Genomic DNA, 19,165 nt, shown 5'->3' with positions numbered 1-19,165 from the left:
CGCTACCCCGTCCCGCCGCTCTCCGCGGGTGTCGGGCCGGCGGGGGCGCCGCCGTCGTCCCCCTCCCCCGGCTCGTCGGTCCCGTGGCCCAGCTCCACGGGTTGCATGCCGGCGGCCTCGATGACGGCGGTCGTGTTCCGGATGAACACCACGAGCCAGGAGAACACGATCCCCGCCGCGGCCAGCTCCAGCGCCGTGAGGTTGTAGTAGCGCAGCGGGAACCAGAGCGCGGCCGCCCCGATGAGGGCGCCCACGGCGAGGAGCGTCAGCACATAGAACGCGGCCGGATACCCGGGCAGCCAGAGCGGCACCCCCAGCAGCAGCACCAGCAGGATCACGGCCAGCAGCCGCACGAAGAACGTGTGCACGTCCGTGAACGTGTTGACCGGGAACACGCCGATCCCGACCATGCACAGCCCGCCGGCGATCAGCCCCCAGCGCACGACGGCGGGGCGGGGGCGCGCCAGCCGGCGCCGTCGGCCGATGGCGGCGTCCGCGCGCCCGAGGACCTCGGCCCAGTGCTTGAGGTCCCGGGTCAGGAACGAGGAGAGCGTCGTGAGGATGACCCCGGACGTGGTGATGGTGGTGTTGAACGTCCAGAACGACGTCGCCCCGGCCTGGCCGGTGCCGAGCTCGCTGAACATCGAGTGCCACCACAGCGGGTTTTCCGCGAACAGCATGCTCACGAGCATGCCGGAGGCCATGAACACGGCCAGCAGCACGGACAGGGTCGCGGCCGTGATCCGGGCCCCGGATGTGAAGGCCGCGTACGCGCTGATCCCCGCCGCGACGGCGAGCATGGTCGCGCCCGCGACGGCGTCGACGGTGAGCCCGAAGAACGCCTGCTGGAACATGCGGAACACGGTCAGGGAGGACATGACGGCGATCGCGGCGTGCACCACGACCAGGGCCACGACGTCCACGGCCTGGCGCACGAGCGGCCGGGTGCCGAGCCACCGGTGCACGGTGCGGGCGGACTGGACGTAGCCGCCGACGAACGCCAGGCCCGCCGCGGCACCGGACACGGCGGAGGAGTAGATGGCCACGGACCCGTCGCCGGCCAGCGGCGGCCGGTAGCCGCGGAAGGACACGAGCCCGACGGCCACGGCGAGCGCGCCGGCGATGACGGCCGACCAGATCGACAGGGACTCCAGGCGCAGCGGGTCGCGGCGGGCGCGGACGCCGCCGTCGTCCTCCACCATCTCGGCCACCGCTCCTTCCGCTCGCTGCCCCGCCGCCGATTCTTGCACGGCTTGCCCCACGCGACACGGGTGGCTGGCAGAATCGGAGCCATGAACACCCCCGACCTGCACCTGACGGGCGACGACGCCGCCGACCAACTGCTCTCCGCGGACCCGCTGGCGCTGCTGATCGGCATGCTGCTGGACCAGCAGGTGCCCATGGAGACCGCATTCGCCGGCCCGCTGAAGCTGCGCGAGCGGCTCGGGCACCTGGACGCCGACCGGATCGCCGTCATGGCCCCGGACGAGTTCACCGCGGTCTGCGCGCAGTCCCCCGCCGTCCACCGCTTCCCCGGCTCGATGTCCGGCCGCATCCAGGCCCTGTGCCGGGCCCTCGTGGAGGAGTACGGCGGCGACGCCGCCGCCCTGTGGACCGCCGGCGAGCCGGACGGCAAGACCGTCCTCAAGCGGCTCAAGGCCCTGCCTGGGTACGGCGACCAGAAGGCCCGGATCTTCCTGTCCCTGCTCGGCAAGCAGTGCGGCGTGGACCCGGCGGGCTGGCGCGAGGCCGCCGGCGAGTACGGGGCGGAGGGGTCCCGGCTGTCCATTGCGGACGTCGTGGACGCCGAGTCCCTGGGCGAGGTCCGCGCGGAGAAGAAGCGCCGGAAGGCCGAGGCGAAGGCCGCCCGCGGCGGATCGCGTTGACGCCCGCGCCGCCGCCCTCGGTGTGGCGGGCGCCGGGGATGCCGGCCCTGCTCACGATGACGGCGTTCGGGTTCTCCGGGTTCTCCGCCCTGCTGCCCACGGCGCCGCTGTGGGCGCTCGAGGGCGGGGCCGGCGCCGGAGGGTCCGGCCTCGTCAACGGCGTCCTGATGCTGTTCACGGTGCTGGCGCAGCCGTTCGTGCCGGGGGCGTTGCGCCGCCTCGGGTGGGCCCCGGTCCTGGCCGCGGGCATGGTGCTGCTCGGCGTGCCGCCGTTGCTGTTCGCGGCGTCGCCCGAGCTGGTGCCGGTCCTGCTGCTCTCCGCGGTGCGCGGGCTGGGCTTCGGCATCCTCACGGTCTCGGGCAGCGCGGCCGTCGCCGAGCTCGTGGAGCCGGGGCGGCGCGGCAAGGCGATCGGCGCGTACGGGCTGGCGATCGCGGCGCCGCAGCTGCTCCTGCTCCCGGCGACGCCGTGGATCGCCGGGAACATCGGCTTCTGGCCCGTGTTCGCGCTCGGCGCCCTGCCGCTGCTCGGGGTGCTGCCGGCGGTGCGGCTCGCGCGGCACCTGCACGCGCTGCCGGAGCCGGTGGAGCATGGTGCGGACGACGGCGGCGCCGCGGCACGCCTGGACGGCGGACGCCGCGGCGCGCTCGCCCGGCTGGTCCGGCCGATGGCCCTGCTCCTGGCCGTGACTCTGGCCGGCGGCGCCCTGATCACGTTCACGCCCCAGATGAGCTCCAGCCCGGCCGCGACGACGGCCGGCCTGCTGCTGCTCACGGCGACGGCGGCGGTCAGCCGGTGGCGGTTCGGCGGGCTGGCGGACCGGCACGGCGCCCACGCGTTCCTGGCCCCGCTGGTCCTGCTGACGATCGCCGGGCTCGGCCTGGCCGCCTGGGCCGTCGTCGACCCCGACCGGACGCTCGTCCCCGCGCTGCTGCTGGGCCTGGCGATCGTCGGGGTCAGCTACGGCGGGCTGCAGAACCTGACGCTCGTCGAGTCCTTCGCCGTCGTCCGCCGCCGCGACTACGGGCTGGCCAGCGCCGTGTGGAACGTCGGGTTCGACGCCGGCACGGGCATCGGGTCGGTCCTGGTCGGCGCGCTCGCGGCCGGCCTGTCCTTCCCCGCGGCCCTGCTCGCGTGCGCGGCGTTCTCGCTGGCGACGCTGCCGCTGGCGCTGGCGCGGGGACGGCGCGCCTAGGGGAGGAACCCGATCAGGATCCCGCCCACGGCGACGATCCCGGCCACGACCACGAAGACGTTGGACAGCTTCCCGCGGAACGGGGCGAGCGCCGGGACCTTGCGGATCGCGTACATCGGCATCAGGTACAGCACGGCCGCGATGACCGGGCCGGCCAGCGACTCGATGAGGGACAGGATGCTCGGGTTCATGACGCCGGCCAGCCAGGTCGTCGCGATCAGGAAGGCGGAGATGGCGATCCGCAGGCCGCGGTCGCCGATGCGCCGGGCCCCGGGGTCCACCATGCTGCGGACGATGCCCTGCGCGCCCTCGAAGGCGCCGAGCCAGTGGCCGAAGAACGAGGAGCCGATGGCGGCCACGGCCACGGCGGGGCCAAGCCACTCGATGATCGGCATGCCCATGACGTTGGCCAGGTGGGACAGGACCGGGAGGTTCGCCTCCTTGGCCTCCTGCAGGCCGTCGGGGCCGAGGGCGAGCACGCACGACCAGACGAAGCCCATGGTGAACACGACCAGCATCACGGAGGTGACCCGCAGGATCGACGAGGCCTTGCGCACGGAGCCGGCGCCGTAGCGCCCGCGCAGGGAGACGGAGAACTGGGAGATCGCCGGCGAGTGGTTGAAGGCGAAGACCATGACCGGGATCATCAGCCACAGGGACATCGCGAAGTCGCCGGCGGCCGGCACGGCGCCGAAGCCGTCGAAGGACCAGCGCGGAATGAGCAGCAGGGTCACGACGAAGAGGACCGCGATCAGCGGGTAGACCAGCCACTGCGTGACCACGAGCATGATCCCGCGCCCGGCGACCATCACGGCGGACATCAGCAGGACGAGGATCCCGGACAGCAGCCAGCGCGGCCAGGGGTCCATCCCGAGCTGGTTGACCATGAGGCTGTCCACCGTGTTGGTGATGCCGACGCCGTAGATCAGGACGATGGGGTAGATCGCCAGGAAGTACAGGACGGTGACGACGCGGCCGGCGCCCTCGCCGAAGTAGTCGCGGACGACGCCGGTGATGTCCCGGCCCGGGTTCGGCGACGCGCACACGATCCGGGACAGGGCGCGGTGGGAGAAGTAGGTCATCGGCCCGATGAGCAGGGTCGCGATGAGCAGGGGCCACAGGCCACCGAGGCCCGCGTTGATGGGCAGGAACAGGATCCCGGCGCCGACGGCGGTGCCGAAGAGGCCGATGGTCCAGCTGGTGTCGAACCGGTTCCAGCGCGGCGGGGCCGGGTGGGCCGCGGGGGCGGGGGCGGCGGGGGCTGACTGGTCGCCGGGCGGCGGGGACGGGTGGCCGGATGCCATCTGGTACTCCTCGTGGGGCGGGGGATTGCCCCGTTGGTGCGGCGCGCGGGTTCTGCGCAGGTCTGCGGCGCGCCCGACGGTCCCGGTGGGGACGGGCAGGGGCCGCAAGGGAGTGTAGTGCAGGGCACACGGGCGCGCCGAATCGGGGGCCCGCGGCGCCGGGCCCCCGCCGCGCCGGCTACCCCTGGCGGCCCTTCATCCGGGGGTTGCGCTTGTTGATGACGAACGTCCGGCCCCGGCGGCGGACGATCTGCGCGCCGGGCTGCCGGGCGAGCGAACGGATGGATGCGCGGACCTTCACGGAAAACCTCCTGTTATTGAGAATCAATTGCAACAGTATAGGCTGGTCCGGCCCGCAACCCGCCACCCCGGAAGAGGACCACCCGTGATTCCCGTCGTCGCCCTGTTCGGCCTGTGCGCGTCGCAGCGCCGCGCCGTCGCCCGCCGCCTCGCCGAGGCGCGCGGCGACCTCCACCTGGCCCCCGCGGAAACCGGCCTGTCCCTGCGCCCCGGCGACGCGGCGGCCCTCGTGGGCGCCACCCCGCGCGGGGGCGTCGTCCTCTATTGCCCGCCCGCCTGGGCCCCGGCGGAGGTCGTCGCGACGATGCCGCCGGAGGGGGCCGACGGCGGCGCCCGCACGGCACACACCGTCGCGGTCGTCGACGCCGCCCGGTTCTTCGACGACCTGCGGGAGGAGGGGTACTTCGCCACCCCCGCCGCGGGGGCGCCGGGGCACCTGACGGCGCACGCCGAGCTCTTGGCCGACCACATCGAGTGGGCCACGTGCGTCGTGCTGCTGAACACCTCGCTCGTCCCCCCGGCGGAGCTGGACGTGGCCCTGGCCGTCGTCTCCCACCTCAACCCCGAGGCGCGCCTCTGGCTCGCCGACGCCCCGGAGGCACCGCCCCTGGACGACGGGTCCCGCCCCGGGGGCGGCGGCTTCGGGTGGCTCGCGGTGCTCAACGGCGACTTCGCCCCGCGCCACCGGCACCGCCGCGTCGGGCACCTGCGCTACCGGCAGCTGCGCCCCTTCCACCCCGGCCGGCTCGTGGAGGCGCTGCGGGTCCTGGACTCCGGCCGGCACGGGCGGCTGGTCCGCTCCGTCGGCTTCTGCCGATTCGCCACCCGCCCGGGTGCGACGGCGCAGTGGCGGCAGGCCGGCGGCATGGCCTCCTTCGACCCGCTCGCCGTCGACGGCGCCGGGGAGCCGCTCAGTCCCGGGCAGGACGTCGCCGTCTTCGGCCTGGACCTGGACCGCGCCGGCGTCGCGGCGCGGCTCGACGAGGCCGCCCTGACGGACGCCGAACTACTGGCCGGCCCCGACGCGTGGGCGGGATACGACGACCCCCTGCCCGCCTGGGACCTGGCGGGCCGGCACGGCCGCGCAGGCTAGCGGCGCCGCCACGGCGTGCTTTCCGCCACCGGCCTCCCGCGGCCCCACCCGGCGGCCCGCCGCGCGGCTACCCCGCGCCGATGAGCCGGCTGCGGATCAGGAAGCGCTTGCCCTCGGGCGCCTCGACGGAGAACCCGGCGCCGCGGCCGTCGACGACGTCGACCGTCAGGTGCGTGTGCCCCCAGTAGGCGAACTGCTCGGCCGACATCCAGAAGCCGATCGGGCCGAGCCGCCCGCCGGCGCCGTCGTCCAGGTCGAACGTCCCCAGCAGGACGTCGCTCGAGCCGGTCCTGAACTCCCCGTCCGGGAAGCACATGGGCGCCGACCCGTCGCAGCACCCGCCCGACTGGTGGAACATCAGCGGCCCGTGGACGCCCCACAGGCTGCGCAGCAGCCCGGCGGCCTCCGCCGTCAGCGCCACCCGGGAGAAGTCCTCGCCCTCCATCGGACTGGCCTCGATCGTCGCCGCCACGGCGGCCCCCTTCCGGTCGTCCCGCGCCACCCGGTGGATGCCTTCGCGGGAATATGCGTCCTGTGGCATGTGGCGGGGCGCCGGGGCGGGGCGTTCCCGGCGCCGGCGCCCGCCGTCGCCCGCCTCCTAGAAGAAGCCGAGCTTGTTCTCGTTGTAGGACACCAGCAGGTTCTTGGTCTGCTGGTAGTGCTCGAGCATCATCAGGTGGGTCTCGCGGCCGATGCCCGAGGACTTGTACCCGCCGAACGCCGCGTGCGCGGGGTAAGCGTGGTAGTTGTTCACCCACACGCGGCCGGCCTGGATCTCGCGGCCGGCGCGGTAGGCGGTGGCGCCGTCGCGGGACCACACCCCGGCGCCGAGCCCGTAGAGCGTGTCGTTCGCCGTCTTGAGCGCGTCGTCGTAGTCGCCGAAGCGGGCCACCGAGACGACGGGCCCGAAGATCTCCTCCTGGAAGATGCGCATGGAGTTGTCGCCCTCGAAGACGGTGGGCTGCACGTAGTACCCCCCGGCCAGGTCCCCGCCGAGGTCCGCGCGCGCCCCGCCGGTGAGGACCTTCGCGCCCTCCTGCCGGCCGATGTCGATGTAGGAGAGGATCTTCTCCAGCTGGTCGCTGGAGGCCTGGGCGCCCATCATCGTGTCGGTGTCCAGCGGGTTGCCCTGCCGGATCGCCTGGACGCGGGCGACCGCGTCGCCCATGAAGGCGTCGTAGATCGACTCCTGGACCAGTGCGCGCGACGGGCAGGTGCAGACCTCGCCCTGGTTCAGCGCGAACATGGCGAACCCCTCCTGGGCCTTGTCGTAGAACGCGTCGTTGGCGGCGGCGACGTCCTCGAAGAAGATGTTCGGGCTCTTCCCGCCCAGTTCGAGGGTCACGGGGATGAGGTTCTCCGAGGCGTACTGCATGATCAGCCGGCCGGTCGTGGTCTCGCCGGTGAACGCGATCTTGCGGATGCGCTTGTTGGCGGCCAGCGGCTTGCCGGCCTCGAGCCCGAACCCGTTGACGACGTTGACCACGCCCGCCGGCAGCAGGTCCGCGATCAGCTCCATCAGGACCAGGATCGACGCCGGGGTCTGCTCGGCCGGCTTGAGGACGACGGCGTTGCCCGCGGCCAGGGCCGGGGCCAGCTTCCACGTGGCCATGAGGATCGGGAAGTTCCACGGGATGATCTGCCCGACCACGCCCAGCGGCTCGTGGAAGTGGTAGGCGGTGGTGTGCTCGTCGATCTGGGACAGCCGGCCCTCCTGGGCCCGGATCGCGCCGGCGTAGTACCGGAAGTGGTCCACGGCCAGGGGCAGGTCCGCGTTGAGCGTCTCCCGGACCGCCTTGCCGTTGTCCCAGGTCTCGGCGACGGCGAGCATCTCGAGGTTCTGCTCCATGCGGTCCGCGATCCGGTTCAGCACGTTCGCGCGCTCGGCCGGGCTGGTCGCCCCCCAGGCCGGGGCGGCCCCGTGCGCCGCGTCGAGGGCCGCCTCGATGTCCTCGGCGGTGCCGCGGGCGATCTCGCAGAACGGCTTGCCCGTGACCGGGGTGATGTTCTCGAAGTACCGGCCCTGCGCCGGCGCCTTCCACTCGCCGCCGATCCAGTGCTCGTAGCGGGGCTTGAAGTCGATCAGCGCGCCCTCGGTGTTCGGGTTCGCGTAAACGGTCATGGCAACTCCTTCGATGCCGCCGAAGCGGTGGACTGTGGTGCCCGTCACGCTACGGAGCGCCACGTTGCAGCAACGTTGCAGCGGGCGCCTCCCCGCGGCCGGGGGCGACGGCGGCGCCCTACGCGCCGAGTGCCTCGAGCCGGGCGACGACGGCGGCGCGCCGCGGCGACCTTTCCGGCAACAGGCGCAGGGCCGTGCGCAGCCCGTCGGCGTCGTCGGCGGCCTCGGGCAGCGCGAGGTAGGCCAGCAGGCTGTCGGCGTCGGCATCCGCGACCATGGCCTCGCGCAGCGTGGCGGAGACCCGCTCCCGCAGGGCCGCGACCCCCGGTGCCTCCGAGCGCGGCAGGACCCGGCCCCGGTAGCTTCCGAGCGCGGCCGCGTGGTCGCCGGCCTCGAGGGCGTCCAGGACGGACTGGGCGTCGGTGCGCACCCCCGCGCGCAGGCGGTAGGGGCGCGACGCGGGAACGAGCACCGGGTTGATGGCCTCGGCCGCCCGGCGCAGCCGCACCATCTCCGCGCGCACCGTCCCGACGTCGGCGGCGTCCGGTTCCGCGTGGAGCAGGTCGGCGAGGCCCTCCGCGGTGAGTCCGGCGGGGTGGAGCGCCAACAGGGTGAGGATCTCCGCGTGGCGCAGCCCCAGGGGGCGCCGGGTCCCGTCGGGCGCGGTCGCCTCGGCGGCGGGGCCGGTCACCGACAGGACGGCGGTTCGGGCCGCGCGGCCCGCGGCCGGGCGCCGGGCCCCGCCGTCGCCCTGCGGTAATGCGAGGCGCGCGAGCCGCATCTCTGCCTGCGCCGCGGCGACGGCGGCCTGCAGGAGCGCCAGCGAATGGGCGGCGACGGCCTGCTCGTCGCCCGTGAGGTCCACGACCCCGAGCAGCCGCCCCGTGTCCGGGCAGGCGATGGGCACCGCGCTGCAGGACCACTGGTGCGCCGCCCGCGAGAAGTGCTCCGCCCCCGCGACCTGGACCCCCGCGCCGACGGCGAGCGCGGTGCCGGGGGCCGACGTGCCGACGGCGGCCTCGGACCAGTCGGCGCCGGGCTCGAACGCCATGGCCTCCGCGCGGCGCCGGGCCGCGGCGTCGCCGTCGACCCACAGCAGCCGGCCCTGGGCATCGCCGACGGCGACGAGCAGGCCGGTCCCCCGCGCGGGCTCGACAAGGAGCCGTTCGAAGACGGGCCGGACCAGCGCCAGCGGATTCCCGCGGCGCAGCCGCTCGAGCTCGCCCCCGGGCAGGACGGGGCGCGGCACGGCGCGCTCCGGCCCGCCCAGGTGCGCGAGGGACCGGGTCCACGAGTCGGCGACGACGGGCCGGAGCCCGGCGAGCGCGCGGGCGGTTCCGAGGTCCGTGTGGGCGAGCAGGGCGCGGCGCTGCAGGGCGGCGGCGGCCGGAGAGGTCAGCGGCAAGGTCACCATCCTGGAGGGGCGCGGCCGGGCCGGCGGCACGGGAACCGGCGGGGTGTCGTGGCTCACAGCATAGGCGAATCCGGTCGGCCCCGGCACTGGTGCGCGGCCAGTCCCCCCGGGAGAATCTGCACTGGTGCACTCCCGCGCCCCGACCGAGAGGACACGACTATGGCCCGCATGATCTTCGTCAACCTCCCCACCCGCAATCTGGCAGCCGCCGACGGCTTCTACCAGGGGCTCGGCTTCGAAAAGAACCCCGACTTCTCCAACGACCAGGCATCCGCGTGGATGTACACGCCGGAGATCTGGGCGATGGTCCTCCACGAGGACTACTTCACCTCGTTCCTGGCCCCCGGGGACCGGCCGGCCTTCGGCGACGGCTCCAAGCAGATGCTGAACGCCCTCGCCTGCGACTCCCGGGCCGACGTCGACCGCCTGATGCAGGCCGCGACGGCGAACGGCGGCGCGGTCTACCGGCAGGCCAAGGAGGAAATGCCGGGCTTCTACTCCGGCGCGATCACGGATCCGGACGGACACGTCTGGGAGCTGGGCTGGATGGACATGCCCGACGACGGCTCCGTGCCCACGGAGGAGTCCGGCGAGTAGCTCGGGCGCTCGGGGGACGGCCGGCCGGCGGGCGTCCCCCTCGCTGGAGCCGTCCGGCTAGGTTCCGCAGGCCTCGTTGGAGCAGCCCGCGTCGCGGGGCACCCAGTGCCGCTCGCCCTCGCCGAGGTCCTCCCACACGATGTGCCGGTGCTGGCCGCAGCGGTCGCAGACCGGGGCCAGGTACGTCGCCTTCTCCGCGTCCGTGTACGCGTGGTAGTCGCCCATGTCCTCCACTCCTTCCCGTGCCGGCCCGTGCCGGTAGCGCCACTGTAGCCCCGCGCCCCGGCAGGGTTAAGGGGTGGCACGGGCCGCGTCCTAGTGGCCGGCGCCGAGCTTGCCGGCCAGCCGGGCGCGCATGTCCTCGCTGGCCCGGTTCAAGCCGACGACCTTGACGCGCTTGCCGTACTGGCCGTACTTGGCCTCGACGGCGTCCAGCGCCGCGATGGTCGACGCGTCCCACAGATGCGAGCGGGACAGGTCGATGACGATCCGCTCGGGGTCGCCCGCGTAGTCGAACTGCGTGTACAGGTCGTTGGAGGAGGCGAAGAACAGCTCGCCGTCCACCTCGTAGCGGGCGATCGCGTCCGTGCCCGCGCCGATGACCTTGCGCTCCACCGTCGCGAAGTGCGCGACGCGGCGCGCGAACATCACCATCGCGGTGAGGACGCCGACGCCCACACCGATCGCGAGGTTGTGGGTGGCCACCGTGACCGCGACCGTGGCCAGCATGACCGCGGTCTCGCTCTTGGGCATCCGGCGGAGCGACGCGGGGGTCACGGAGTGCCAGTCGAACGTCACGATCGACACGAAGATCATCACGGCGACCAGCGCGGCCATGGGGATCAGCGCGACGACGTCGCCCAGCGCCACGACCAGGATGATCAGGAACAGGCCGGCCAGGAACGTGGAGATGCGCGTCCGGGCGCCGGAGCCCTTGACGTTGATCATGGTCTGGCCGATCATCGCGCAGCCGCCCATGCCGCCGAAGAAGCCGGAGACCACGTTGGCGACGCCCTGGCCCCAGGACTCCCGGGACTTGTTGGAGCGCGTGTCCGTGACGTCGTCGACCAGCTTCGCCGTCATCAGCGACTCGAGCAGGCCGACGATCGCCATCGACAGGGCGTACGGGAAGACGATGCCGAGCGTCTCGCCGGTCAGGGGGACGTCCGGGAGGAACAGCGTGGGCAGGGAGTCGGGCAGGTCGCCCTTGTCGCCGACGGCGGGAACGTCGATGCCGGCGGCCACCACCGCGACGCCCAGGACGACGATGGCGACCAGGGGCGCGGGCACCGCCGTCGTCAGCCGCGGCAGGCCGAAGACGATGAGCAGCCCCACGGCCGTGAGCGGGTAGACCAGCCACGGCACTCCGATGAGCTCGGGCACCTGGGCCATGAAGATGAGGATGGCCAGCGCGTTGACGAAGCCCACCATGACGGAGCGCGGGATGAAGCGCATCACCTTCGCGACCCCCAGCAGCGCGAGGACCACCTGCAGGACGCCGGCCAGGACGACGGCCGCGATGAAGTAGTCGAGCCCGTGGCTGGCCATGAGCGGCGCGATGACCAGGGCGACGGCGCCGGTGGCCGCGGAGATCATGGCGGGGCGGCCACCGACGAAGGCGATGGTCACGGCCATCGTGAACGCGGCGAACAGGCCGACGCGGGGGTCCACGCCGGCGATGATGCTGAACGCGATCGCCTCCGGGATCAGGGCGAGCGCGACGACGAGGCCGGCCAGGACCTCGGTCTTGAGCAGGCGGGGGGACTTCAGCGTGCGGAGGACGGACTGTCGCTCCTCGGGCGCCAGCGCGTCGCTGGCGGGTGCTGCGGTGGCGGACACGGCGGCCTTCCGGATCGGGGCGCGCGGGGGCGCGGCGGTACGGGTGGGGACGCGACGGCGGCGTCGGCGGCGCGACCCGATAACTCTAACGCAGCGTCAGGGTTGCCAGGGCCGTTCGTGCTTGAATGAGCCGAAGCGCACACTCGGGAAAGGCGGCGGCGTGCACATCGGCGAACTGGCGGAGCGGACCGGGTTGTCCCTGCGCAGCATCCGGCACTACGACGAGCTCGGCCTGCTCCCCGGGACCCAGCGCACCGAGGGCGGGTTCCGCGTCTTCTCGGAGGCGGACCACGACCGCCTGCTGCTGGTCATGAAGCTCAAGCCGATGGGGTTCGCGCTCGAGGAGATGCCCGCCCTGCTCGAGGTCCTCGAGGGGTCCGCGGCGGACCCGGGATGGGTGGCCGAGCAGCTGGCCACGGCCCGCGCCCGGCGGGACAAGCTGGCCCGCCACCTCGCGGCGGCGGAGGACGTCGTCGCCGCGCTGGAGGCCGCGCGCGTCCGCACCTAGCCCGGGCGCCGCCGTCGTCCGCTAGCCGCGCAGCGCGACGGGAGGGATGACCTCGCGCTCGTGGTCGCGCACCCACCAGGCTCCGGTCTTCCGGCGCTCGGCGCGGGTCGCGTAGCGGTAGCGGTGCTTGAGGACGCGGATGGCCGCGGGCCGCTCGCCGCCGAACGGGTCGACGCGCAACAGGGCCAGCACGGCCGGGTCCGCCTCGAGGAGCTTGCCCAGGAACGCGTGGAACCAGCGCTCGTGGACGGTGCCGAGCGGCAGGAACCACATCAGCCAGTCGAGCCGCAGGTGGTACGGCGCGAACTGGCGCGAGCGGCGCATCACGTCGCCCGGCTTGCCCTTGAACTGGTACTCCTCCCACGCGGCGTGCTCGGGGTCGGGGTCGCGCGTGCCCTGCACGGTGACCTCGATCCGCTCCTTCGTCATCGAGCCGAACGCGCCGTACGCGTTGCCGATCTGCCAGCCGTTGAAGCTCGCGTTCATCAGCTGCCGCGGGGAGAACAGGTTCTGCAGGGCCGGGATGCTCAGGAACGCCACGAGCAGCGCGAACACGAGGACCGCGATGTTCCACCAGATTGGGGCCTCGGCGGCCGTTCCGAGGTCCTCGGGCACGAACGGCAGCACCGCGTGGAAGGCCCGGTCGGACACGGCGCAGAACGCCAGGACGATCGTGATCCAGTTCAGCCACGCGAAGTTGCCGGTAGCGACGAGCCACAGCTGCGTGAAGACGACGACCGCCGCGCCGATCGACGCGACCGGCTGCGGCAGGAACAGCAGGAACGGGACCACGAGCTGCGCCACGTGGTTCCCGGCCGCCTCCGCCCGGTGCCACCAGGCCGGCCGCAGGTGCGCCTGCCGGCTCAGCGGCCCGGGCATCGGCTGGGTCTGGTGGTGGTAGTACAGCGCCGTGAGGTCCCGCCAGGCGGGATCCCCGCGCCACTTGATCATCCCGGCCCCGAACTCCAGCCGGAACACAAGCCAGACCACCAGGACCAGCACGGGCGCGGGCGGCGGAACCTGGTGCGACCCGAGGAACCCGACCGTCAGGCCCGCCTCGAGGATCAGCATCTCCCAGCCGAACCCGTAGAACGTCTGGCCGACGTTCACGACCGACATGTAGAGCAGGTACAGCGCGCCGAACACGAGCACGGGCACCCAGGGCGGGCCGGCCTGCGGGACCCCGACGACGACGGCGGCGGCCAGGGCCAGTCCGACGGCGCAGACGACCCGCAGCTTGGCGTCCGAGTAGCCCCAGCGCGCGAAGACCGTGAAGCCCCGGGCCCCGCCGCGGGCGAGCAGGTCCGGGGCGGGCAGCAGGCCCCGCTCCCCCAGCAGTGCGGGGAACTGGTTCAGCGTGGACAGGAACGCGACGAAGTACAGCGCGGCCACCCCGCGCTGCAGGATCTCGCGGGCGATCTCGTAGTCACCGGCGGACAGCCAGCCCGTGAACCACTCCATGGGGCCACGGTACGACGCGCGCCCGCGGGGGCGAAGGGGCGCTGCGGCGTCACCCCTCCGGCGCGACACCACCCTTTCGCCGCCAGATCACCCCTCCGGCGCCAGATCACCCCTCCGGCGCGAAATCACCGGTTGCAGGGGGCGATTTTCCGCACCAGGGGGCGATCTCGCGGGCGCCCGGTGGTCTGAACTTCTACCGGGCGGCGGGCCGCAGCCGGCCGAGCTCGGCCGCCTCAGTGCGGTCCGTGTGCAGCACGTCGATCTCGGCGAGCGTGCGGCGATGCGTCTCCTTCGCGGTCAGCGCCGCGACCCCGGCGATGGCGCAGGCCAGGGACGTGAACAGCGCGACCGCCACCCAGTTGGCTCCGTCCCCGCCGGCCAGGGCGCTGGCGACGACCGGGGTTAGGCCGCCGGAGACGGCGAAGCCGATCTGGGTGCCGAGGGCCAGTCCGGTCACGCGGACGCGGGTCGGGAACATCTCCGCGTAGAACGAGGGCCAGATCGCATTGGACATGGAGTAGAAGCACCCGGAGAGCACCAGGCCGAGCAGGAAGATCAGGCCCCAGTTCCCGGCGGACACGGCCGCAAGGTACGGGTACATCATCACCGCAGAGCCGATGACGCCGCCCAGGAAGACCTTCTTGCGGCCGACCCGGTCGGCGAGGACGCCCAGCAGCGGGATGGTCAGCAGGGCCAACCCGTTCGCCGCGACGGGTACCCACAGCATCGTGGTGCGGTCCAGGCCGACGACAGAAGTCCCGAAGGACAGCGACCAGACCAGGAAGACGACATTGACCGTGTTGATCATGGCGGCGGCGGCGATGCGCAGGACCGCCGCCTTGTGGTGGCGCAGGACCAGGCCCAGCGGCGTGGCGGCCCGGCGGCCGCCCTCCTCGGCGACGGCCTCCTCGAAGGCCGGGGGCTCCTCCAGGTGGCGCCTGATCAGGTAGGCGGCGACGACCACCACCGCGGAGATCCAGAACGGGACGCGCCAGCCCCAGGCGAAGAGCTGCTCCTCGGTCAGGAACAGGGTGAAGGGGATGAAGACGGCGGTGGCCAGCAGCGTGCCGAACTGGGTTCCCTGCAGGGTCCAGCTGGTGGTGAAGGCGCGCCGGTCCTCGTCGGCGTGCTCGAGCGAGACGGAGATGGCGCTCGCCTGCTCGCCCGAGGCGGACAGCCCCTGGACCATGCGGCACAAGACGAGCAGGGCGGGGGCGAGCACGCCGACCTGCTCGTACGTGGGCAGGCAGCCGACGGCGAACGTGGCTCCGCCCATCATGAACAGCGTCAGCATGAGAACAAAGCGGCGGCCGAATCGGTCGCCGAGCGGCCCCATGACGAGCGCGCCAAGCGGTCGTACGACATAAGCGACGCCCACCGTGCCCATCGACAGCAGGATCGCGACGCCCGGTGACGTGGCATCCGGGAAGAACAGGTGGTTCAGCACCAGGGCCGCCGCCGTGCCGTACACGGCGAAGTCGTAGTACTCGAGCGCGCTGCCGATCCAGCTGGCCAGCGCGGCCTTCTTCGGGGTCTTCCGGTGGGCCACTGGGGGGCCCGCCGGGGCGGTGGGGTGGTTCATGGGGGTGTCCTTTGTGTCCGTGGGGGCTGCGGGGCGCCGTCGGTCCGGCTGTGCGGCCGGAACGAGACGCCTTCGGTCTCCGGCTAGGGCCGGGACCAGGCGCGGGTGCGGTTGCGCTCGAATTGGGCGGCGAGGCGGACGGGGGCGTTCGGCCCTCCGTAGCCGTCGTAGCCGTCGCGACGCTCGACGACCTCGAAGAACAGGTCTCCGATGGTCTCCGTGTAGAAGTGCAGGAACGCGTCGTCGCCGTCGCGGTCGTAGAGCAGGTCCAGCTCGCGCCAGACGGCCAGGTCTCCGGGATCGATCCGGTACCTCGCCGCGAGGTCCTCGTAGTAGTTCTCGGGCACGGGGAGGAACTCCATGCCCGCCTCCTTCGCGCGCCGGGCCACCTCGACGATGTCGCGGGTGGCGAAGGCGACGTGCGCCGGGTAGGTTCCGGAATCCAGGGACTGCGGCACGAGGTTCAGCGCCAGCCGCACGCCGCCGGCCCGGCTGCGCAGCACCTGGCTCCGGACCAGTCCGCGGGGGCTGGGAACCTCCGACGGCGCGTTCGCCACCAGCCCGAGGGTGCTCTCGTAGAACAGCACCGCCTCGTCGAACGACTGCCACGGCTGCGCGAGGTTGATGTGGTCGACGGCGCTGATCGGCCCATCGCCGGCGCCCAAGAAGCCCGTCCCGAACTCGCCGGCCCACTCGGGCGGGCCGCCGGCGGGCGTGAAGAAGACCTCCGTGCCGTCCGGGGCCCGCACGCCGGCCAGGGCCTGCTCGTCGGGCGCGTGGTGGCGCGCGACCGGGGGGGCCGCGAGCTCGCGCGCCCGGGCCGCGGAGGCCGTCGGGTCGGCAACGCGCAGGCCGAGGGCGGAGACGCGTGGCCCGCCGCCGCGGGCGCGTTGCGCGTTGAAGACCACGCGCGCCCCGCCCTGTTCCCACAGCTGCACCGGCTTGCGGCGGTGCTGGCCTCGGAAGCGGAATCCAAGCTGGGCCAGGACCTGTGCGACGTCCTCGGGCTCGTCCGTGCGGATCTCCACGAAGTCCACGCCGTCCGGCTCGGCGACGGCCGGCAGCGTGTGCAGCGCCATGGTGCCGGGGACGCCGCCGTCGTCCGCGAGCCGCGCCGCCGTCCGGTCCTGCAGCCAGCGCAGGGAACGCATGGCGTCCACGGCCGTGCGCGCGACGTTGGACTGGCGGAAGGTGTCGTTGAAGATCTCCAGGGACACGGCGCCGTCGTAGCCACAGGCGGCGACGTGGCCCAGGAACGCGGGCAGGTCGAACCCGCCCTGGCCCGGGAAGACGCGGTGGTGGCGGCTCCAGGACAGCACGTCCATGCTGAGGACGGGCGCGTCGGCGAGCTGGACGAAGAAGACCTTGTCCGGGTCGAAGCCGGCGATGCCGGACGGGTCGTCCCCGCGGGAGAGGATGTGGAAGCTGTCCAGGCAGGTGCCGACGGCGGGGTGGTCGGCCAGCTCGACGATGCGCATGGCGTGGCGGTACGTGTTGACGTAGCGGCCCCACGCGAGCGCCTCGTAAGCGATGCGGACGCCGTACCGGGCGGCGAGCCCGCCGAGGCGACGCAACTGGAGGGCCGCGGTGGTGTCGTCGTCGATCAACGCGGTGGCGACGTTGCTGCACACGAGCATCGTGTCGACCCCGAGGCGGTTCATGAGGCGGAACTTGGCCTCGGCCCGGCGCAGGTTGTCTTCCAGCACCTCCTCCGTCACGCCCTCGAAGTCGCGGAACGGCTGGAACAGGTCCAGGCGCAGGCCGAGCCGGTCGGCGAGCGCGCGGACCTCCTCGGGGGAGAGCGGGCTGACGGTCAGGTCCTGCTCGAAGATCTCCACCCCGTCGAACCCGGCGGCCGCGCACGCATGCAGCTTCTCCTCGAGCCCGCCAGAGAGGCAGACGGTGGCGATGGATGTCCGCATGAACGCCTTTCACCTAATTGCCAAATATTGGCAATGATTGCTGTATTCTGGTTGTTGAGTATGATGTAGGTCTCGCGACACTGTCAAGGAGGGCCATGGCCAAGGAAGCGTCCGGCACCGTCGGCAAGGCGTTCGGCGTCTTGACCCTGCTGGGGGACTACCCGTCGGGCGCGACGGCGGGCGAGGTTGCCGAGGCGGTCGGCTACCCCTTCAGCACGGCCTACCGGCTGTTGAACACGCTGGTGGAGACGGGCTTCGCCGAGTTCGAGCCGCGCGAGAAGCGGTACCGGCTGGGATTGCGCGTCTACCAGCTGGGCCGGAAGGTGGCCAGCGCGCGTGGCTTCGCCGGCGCGGCCGTGCCGCTGCTGGAGCAGCTCACGGCGGCGACCGGCGAGAGTTCCCTGTTGGCTGTCCTCGACGTCGACCGCTTCCTGACGGTCCACAAGACGGACGGGCCGCAGTTCCGCACGACCACCGATCCGGGCGACCGGGGGCACCTGCATACGAGCGCCCTAGGCAAGGTGCTGTTGGCCTTCGCCCCCGACGCAGACCGGGAGCGGCTCCTGGAGGGCCTCGAGCTGCCGGCCCTCACGGAGCGTTCCATCACCGACCGGGCGACCCTCCGGGAGGAGATCGAGCGCGTTCGCGCCCAGGGCTGGGCCGGCCAGCAGGAGGAGAACGACGTGGGCATGGCCGCCCTGTCCGTCCCGGTCCTTGGCCATGGCGACCGCACGATCGCCGCCGTGGCCCTCGCCTCCCCCGTCTTCCGTTCCGACCTCGACGGCCTGCGGCGCTTCCTGCCCGCGCTGCGGTCCACGGCCGCCGAACTCGCCCTCACCCTGCCCCAGCGCTAGCGCTCCCTAGGAGAACCATGAGCACCACGTCCGAGTCCCACCTCGTCGGCCTCATCGGCGGCGGCATCACCCGCAGCCTGACCCCGCCCATGCACGAGGCCGAAGCCCGCCACCACGGCCTCCACTACCTGTACCGCCCCATCGACCTCGACGCGATCGGGCGCGGACCGGCCGACGTCGGGGAGCTGCTCCGCGCCGGGCGGGACCTGGGCTTCAACGCCTTCAACATCACGCACCCGTGCAAGCAGTTGGTCCTGGGGCACCTCGACGAGGTGGACCCGGCGGCGGCCGTCCTCGGCGCGGTCAACACCGTCCTCATCCGGGACGGCCGCTTCGTCGGCCACAACACCGACCGCACGGGCTTCGCCTCGGGGTTGGCCGCCGGGCTGCCGGGCGCTGCACGGGACCACGTCGTCCAGGTCGGGACGGGCGGGGCGGGCTCCGCCGTCGCCGCCGCGTTGCTGGACGCCGGCACCGCCCATCTCAGCCTCTACGACGTCGACCTGGAACGGGCCCGTGAACGGGCCGCGGCGCTCGCTGCCGCCCACTCGGGCAGCACGGTGGAGGCCGTCGGCGCCGGCGACCTGCCCAGCCGGATCCGTGCGGCCGACGGCGTCGTCAACGCCACCCCCGTCGGCATGCACCAACATCAGGGCACGCCGTTCGACACGGCGCTGCTCGACGGCACGCAGTGGGTGGCCGACGTCGTGTACCTGCCCATCGAGACCGAGCTGGTCTCCGCGGCCCGCGCCGCCGGGTGCCCCGTCCTGGACGGCGGGCACATGGCCGTGGGGCAGGCCGTCGATGCGTTCCGCCTAATCACGGGCGTGGAGCCGGACCGCGGCCGCATGCGCGCGCACTTCCTGTCCCTGCTGCCGCAGCGCGAGGGCGCCCGGTAGTTCGGGACCCGCCAACGCTCGGGAGCGAAGCCCCACGGCCGGGCACGCGGATCCCGCGCTCAGGCCAGCCCCGGGCTCCCGAGCAGGCGCCCGCTAGGGAGTGTTGCTAAAGCTGGTTCCGAGCCAGACTAGGGCTGAGGCGAGTTGTATGGCGGCGTGGAAGTTGCGGGCAGTTTTGTCGGTTCGCA

18 protein-coding genes are annotated in these 19,165 nt (G+C 73.1%); 7 read left to right on the top strand and 11 right to left on the bottom strand.

What is annotated here, in order from left to right:
• Positions 1–2 precede the first annotated feature (2 nt).
• Positions 3–1,211, bottom strand: coding sequence for a hypothetical protein (locus tag AC1Q5D_RS11365; RefSeq protein WP_481738676.1), 1,209 nt, complete (start codon positions 1,209–1,211; stop codon positions 3–5).
• A gap of 81 nt (positions 1,212–1,292) precedes the next feature.
• Here AC1Q5D_RS11365 and AC1Q5D_RS11360 point away from each other — a divergent pair, with 81 nt between their 5' ends.
• Positions 1,293–1,886: an HhH-GPD-type base excision DNA repair protein gene (locus AC1Q5D_RS11360; RefSeq protein WP_481738677.1), complete on the top strand. Its 594-nt coding sequence runs from the start codon at positions 1,293–1,295 to the stop codon at positions 1,884–1,886.
• Positions 1,887–1,924: 38 nt separating this feature from the next.
• Positions 1,925–3,082 carry an MFS transporter gene (locus AC1Q5D_RS11355; protein ID WP_481738678.1) on the top strand — a complete coding sequence of 386 codons (1,158 nt, stop codon included), beginning with the start codon at positions 1,925–1,927 and terminating at the stop codon, positions 3,080–3,082.
• On the opposite strand, the gene AC1Q5D_RS11350 is transcribed toward AC1Q5D_RS11355, so the two are convergent.
• Together AC1Q5D_RS11350 and ykgO are read right to left on the bottom strand one after the other, a co-directional pair.
• Positions 3,079–4,386 carry an SLC5/6 family protein gene (locus tag AC1Q5D_RS11350; protein WP_481738679.1) on the bottom strand — a complete coding sequence of 436 codons (1,308 nt, stop codon included), beginning with the start codon at positions 4,384–4,386 and terminating at the stop codon, positions 3,079–3,081. The two genes, AC1Q5D_RS11355 and AC1Q5D_RS11350, sit on opposite strands and share 4 nt — an antisense overlap.
• A 178-nt stretch (positions 4,387–4,564) precedes the next feature.
• Positions 4,565–4,687 (bottom strand): type B 50S ribosomal protein L36, encoded by a 123-nt coding sequence (gene ykgO / locus AC1Q5D_RS11345; protein ID WP_481738680.1) that lies wholly within the window; start codon positions 4,685–4,687, stop codon positions 4,565–4,567.
• Between the two features lie 84 nt (positions 4,688–4,771).
• On the opposite strand from ykgO, the gene AC1Q5D_RS11340 reads away from it, so the two are divergent.
• Positions 4,772–5,779, top strand: a complete 1,008-nt coding sequence (locus tag AC1Q5D_RS11340) for a GTP-binding protein (protein ID WP_481738681.1) — start codon at positions 4,772–4,774, stop codon at positions 5,777–5,779.
• A 67-nt stretch (positions 5,780–5,846) separates the two neighbouring features.
• On the opposite strand, the gene AC1Q5D_RS11335 is transcribed toward AC1Q5D_RS11340, so the two are convergent.
• From AC1Q5D_RS11335 to AC1Q5D_RS11325, 3 genes are all read right to left on the bottom strand, one after another.
• Positions 5,847–6,224: a DUF779 domain-containing protein gene (locus tag AC1Q5D_RS11335; protein ID WP_481738698.1), complete on the bottom strand. Its 378-nt coding sequence runs from the start codon at positions 6,222–6,224 to the stop codon at positions 5,847–5,849.
• 153 nt (positions 6,225–6,377) lie between these two features.
• Positions 6,378–7,901, bottom strand: coding sequence for an aldehyde dehydrogenase (gene adh, locus AC1Q5D_RS11330; protein ID WP_481738682.1), 1,524 nt, complete (start codon positions 7,899–7,901; stop codon positions 6,378–6,380).
• 118 nt (positions 7,902–8,019) lie between these two features.
• The gene (locus tag AC1Q5D_RS11325; RefSeq protein WP_481738699.1) at positions 8,020–9,315 is read right to left on the bottom strand and encodes a GAF domain-containing protein; all 1,296 of its coding nucleotides are present in this window, start codon (positions 9,313–9,315) and stop codon (positions 8,020–8,022) included.
• 159 nt (positions 9,316–9,474) lie between these two features.
• Between AC1Q5D_RS11325 and AC1Q5D_RS11320 the strand changes: the two genes are divergently transcribed.
• The gene (locus AC1Q5D_RS11320; RefSeq protein ID WP_481738683.1) at positions 9,475–9,912 is read left to right on the top strand and encodes a VOC family protein; all 438 of its coding nucleotides are present in this window, start codon (positions 9,475–9,477) and stop codon (positions 9,910–9,912) included.
• Positions 9,913–9,969: 57 nt separating this feature from the next.
• Here the strand turns inward: AC1Q5D_RS11320 and AC1Q5D_RS11315 are convergent, their stop codons facing one another.
• Together AC1Q5D_RS11315 and AC1Q5D_RS11310 are read right to left on the bottom strand one after the other, a co-directional pair.
• The gene (locus AC1Q5D_RS11315) at positions 9,970–10,137 is read right to left on the bottom strand and encodes a hypothetical protein (protein ID WP_481738684.1); all 168 of its coding nucleotides are present in this window, start codon (positions 10,135–10,137) and stop codon (positions 9,970–9,972) included.
• A 90-nt stretch (positions 10,138–10,227) separates the two neighbouring features.
• Entirely contained in the window at positions 10,228–11,751 is a 1,524-nt protein-coding gene (locus tag AC1Q5D_RS11310) for a SulP family inorganic anion transporter (protein ID WP_481738685.1), read from the bottom strand.
• Positions 11,752–11,911: 160 nt separating this feature from the next.
• Between AC1Q5D_RS11310 and AC1Q5D_RS11305 the strand changes: the two genes are divergently transcribed.
• Complete coding sequence (locus AC1Q5D_RS11305; protein ID WP_481738686.1) at positions 11,912–12,259, top strand: MerR family transcriptional regulator; 348 nt, start codon at positions 11,912–11,914, stop codon at positions 12,257–12,259.
• Positions 12,260–12,280: 21 nt separating this feature from the next.
• Here AC1Q5D_RS11305 and AC1Q5D_RS11300 read toward each other — a convergent pair whose 3' ends face one another.
• From AC1Q5D_RS11300 to AC1Q5D_RS11290, 3 genes are all read right to left on the bottom strand, one after another.
• Positions 12,281–13,720: a lipase maturation factor family protein gene (locus AC1Q5D_RS11300; protein WP_481738687.1), complete on the bottom strand. Its 1,440-nt coding sequence runs from the start codon at positions 13,718–13,720 to the stop codon at positions 12,281–12,283.
• A gap of 193 nt (positions 13,721–13,913) precedes the next feature.
• The gene (locus tag AC1Q5D_RS11295; RefSeq protein WP_481738688.1) at positions 13,914–15,302 is read right to left on the bottom strand and encodes an MFS transporter; all 1,389 of its coding nucleotides are present in this window, start codon (positions 15,300–15,302) and stop codon (positions 13,914–13,916) included.
• A gap of 83 nt (positions 15,303–15,385) precedes the next feature.
• Positions 15,386–17,224 carry a bifunctional sugar phosphate isomerase/epimerase/4-hydroxyphenylpyruvate dioxygenase family protein gene (locus AC1Q5D_RS11290; protein ID WP_481738689.1) on the bottom strand — a complete coding sequence of 613 codons (1,839 nt, stop codon included), beginning with the start codon at positions 17,222–17,224 and terminating at the stop codon, positions 15,386–15,388.
• Between the two features lie 95 nt (positions 17,225–17,319).
• Here AC1Q5D_RS11290 and AC1Q5D_RS11285 point away from each other — a divergent pair, with 95 nt between their 5' ends.
• Both AC1Q5D_RS11285 and AC1Q5D_RS11280 read left to right on the top strand, forming a co-directional pair.
• Positions 17,320–18,078: an IclR family transcriptional regulator gene (locus AC1Q5D_RS11285; protein WP_481738690.1), complete on the top strand. Its 759-nt coding sequence runs from the start codon at positions 17,320–17,322 to the stop codon at positions 18,076–18,078.
• 17 nt (positions 18,079–18,095) lie between these two features.
• The gene (locus tag AC1Q5D_RS11280) at positions 18,096–18,977 is read left to right on the top strand and encodes a shikimate dehydrogenase (RefSeq protein ID WP_481738691.1); all 882 of its coding nucleotides are present in this window, start codon (positions 18,096–18,098) and stop codon (positions 18,975–18,977) included.
• The last annotated feature ends 188 nt before the right edge of the window (positions 18,978–19,165 follow it).

It is taken from the genome of Arthrobacter paludis (assembly GCF_056782315.1).
The sequence above is the reverse complement of the archived record's forward strand: the minus strand, read 5'-3'. Positions and strand labels throughout refer to the sequence as shown.

Bases quoted from the DNA above. Each gene is read 5' to 3' on its own strand.
- AC1Q5D_RS11290 (WP_481738689.1), bottom strand. From the start codon at position 17,224: ATGCGGACATCCATCGCCACCGTCTGCCTCTCTGGCGGGCTCGAGGAG.
- AC1Q5D_RS11300 (WP_481738687.1), bottom strand. From the start codon at position 13,720: ATGGAGTGGTTCACGGGCTGGCTGTCCGCCGGTGACTACGAGATCGCC.
- AC1Q5D_RS11335 (WP_481738698.1), bottom strand. From the start codon at position 6,224: ATGGAGGGCGAGGACTTCTCCCGGGTGGCGCTGACGGCGGAGGCCGCC.
- AC1Q5D_RS11285 (WP_481738690.1), top strand. From the start codon at position 17,320: ATGGCCAAGGAAGCGTCCGGCACCGTCGGCAAGGCGTTCGGCGTCTTG.
- AC1Q5D_RS11280 (WP_481738691.1), top strand. From the start codon at position 18,096: ATGAGCACCACGTCCGAGTCCCACCTCGTCGGCCTCATCGGCGGCGGC.
- AC1Q5D_RS11360 (WP_481738677.1), top strand. From the start codon at position 1,293: ATGAACACCCCCGACCTGCACCTGACGGGCGACGACGCCGCCGACCAA.
- AC1Q5D_RS11355 (WP_481738678.1), top strand. From the start codon at position 1,925: ATGCCGGCCCTGCTCACGATGACGGCGTTCGGGTTCTCCGGGTTCTCC.
- AC1Q5D_RS11325 (WP_481738699.1), bottom strand. From the start codon at position 9,315: ATGGTGACCTTGCCGCTGACCTCTCCGGCCGCCGCCGCCCTGCAGCGC.
- AC1Q5D_RS11320 (WP_481738683.1), top strand. From the start codon at position 9,475: ATGGCCCGCATGATCTTCGTCAACCTCCCCACCCGCAATCTGGCAGCC.
- AC1Q5D_RS11315 (WP_481738684.1), bottom strand. From the start codon at position 10,137: ATGGGCGACTACCACGCGTACACGGACGCGGAGAAGGCGACGTACCTG.
- AC1Q5D_RS11295 (WP_481738688.1), bottom strand. From the start codon at position 15,302: ATGAACCACCCCACCGCCCCGGCGGGCCCCCCAGTGGCCCACCGGAAG.
- adh (WP_481738682.1), bottom strand. From the start codon at position 7,901: ATGACCGTTTACGCGAACCCGAACACCGAGGGCGCGCTGATCGACTTC.
- AC1Q5D_RS11350 (WP_481738679.1), bottom strand. From the start codon at position 4,386: ATGGCATCCGGCCACCCGTCCCCGCCGCCCGGCGACCAGTCAGCCCCC.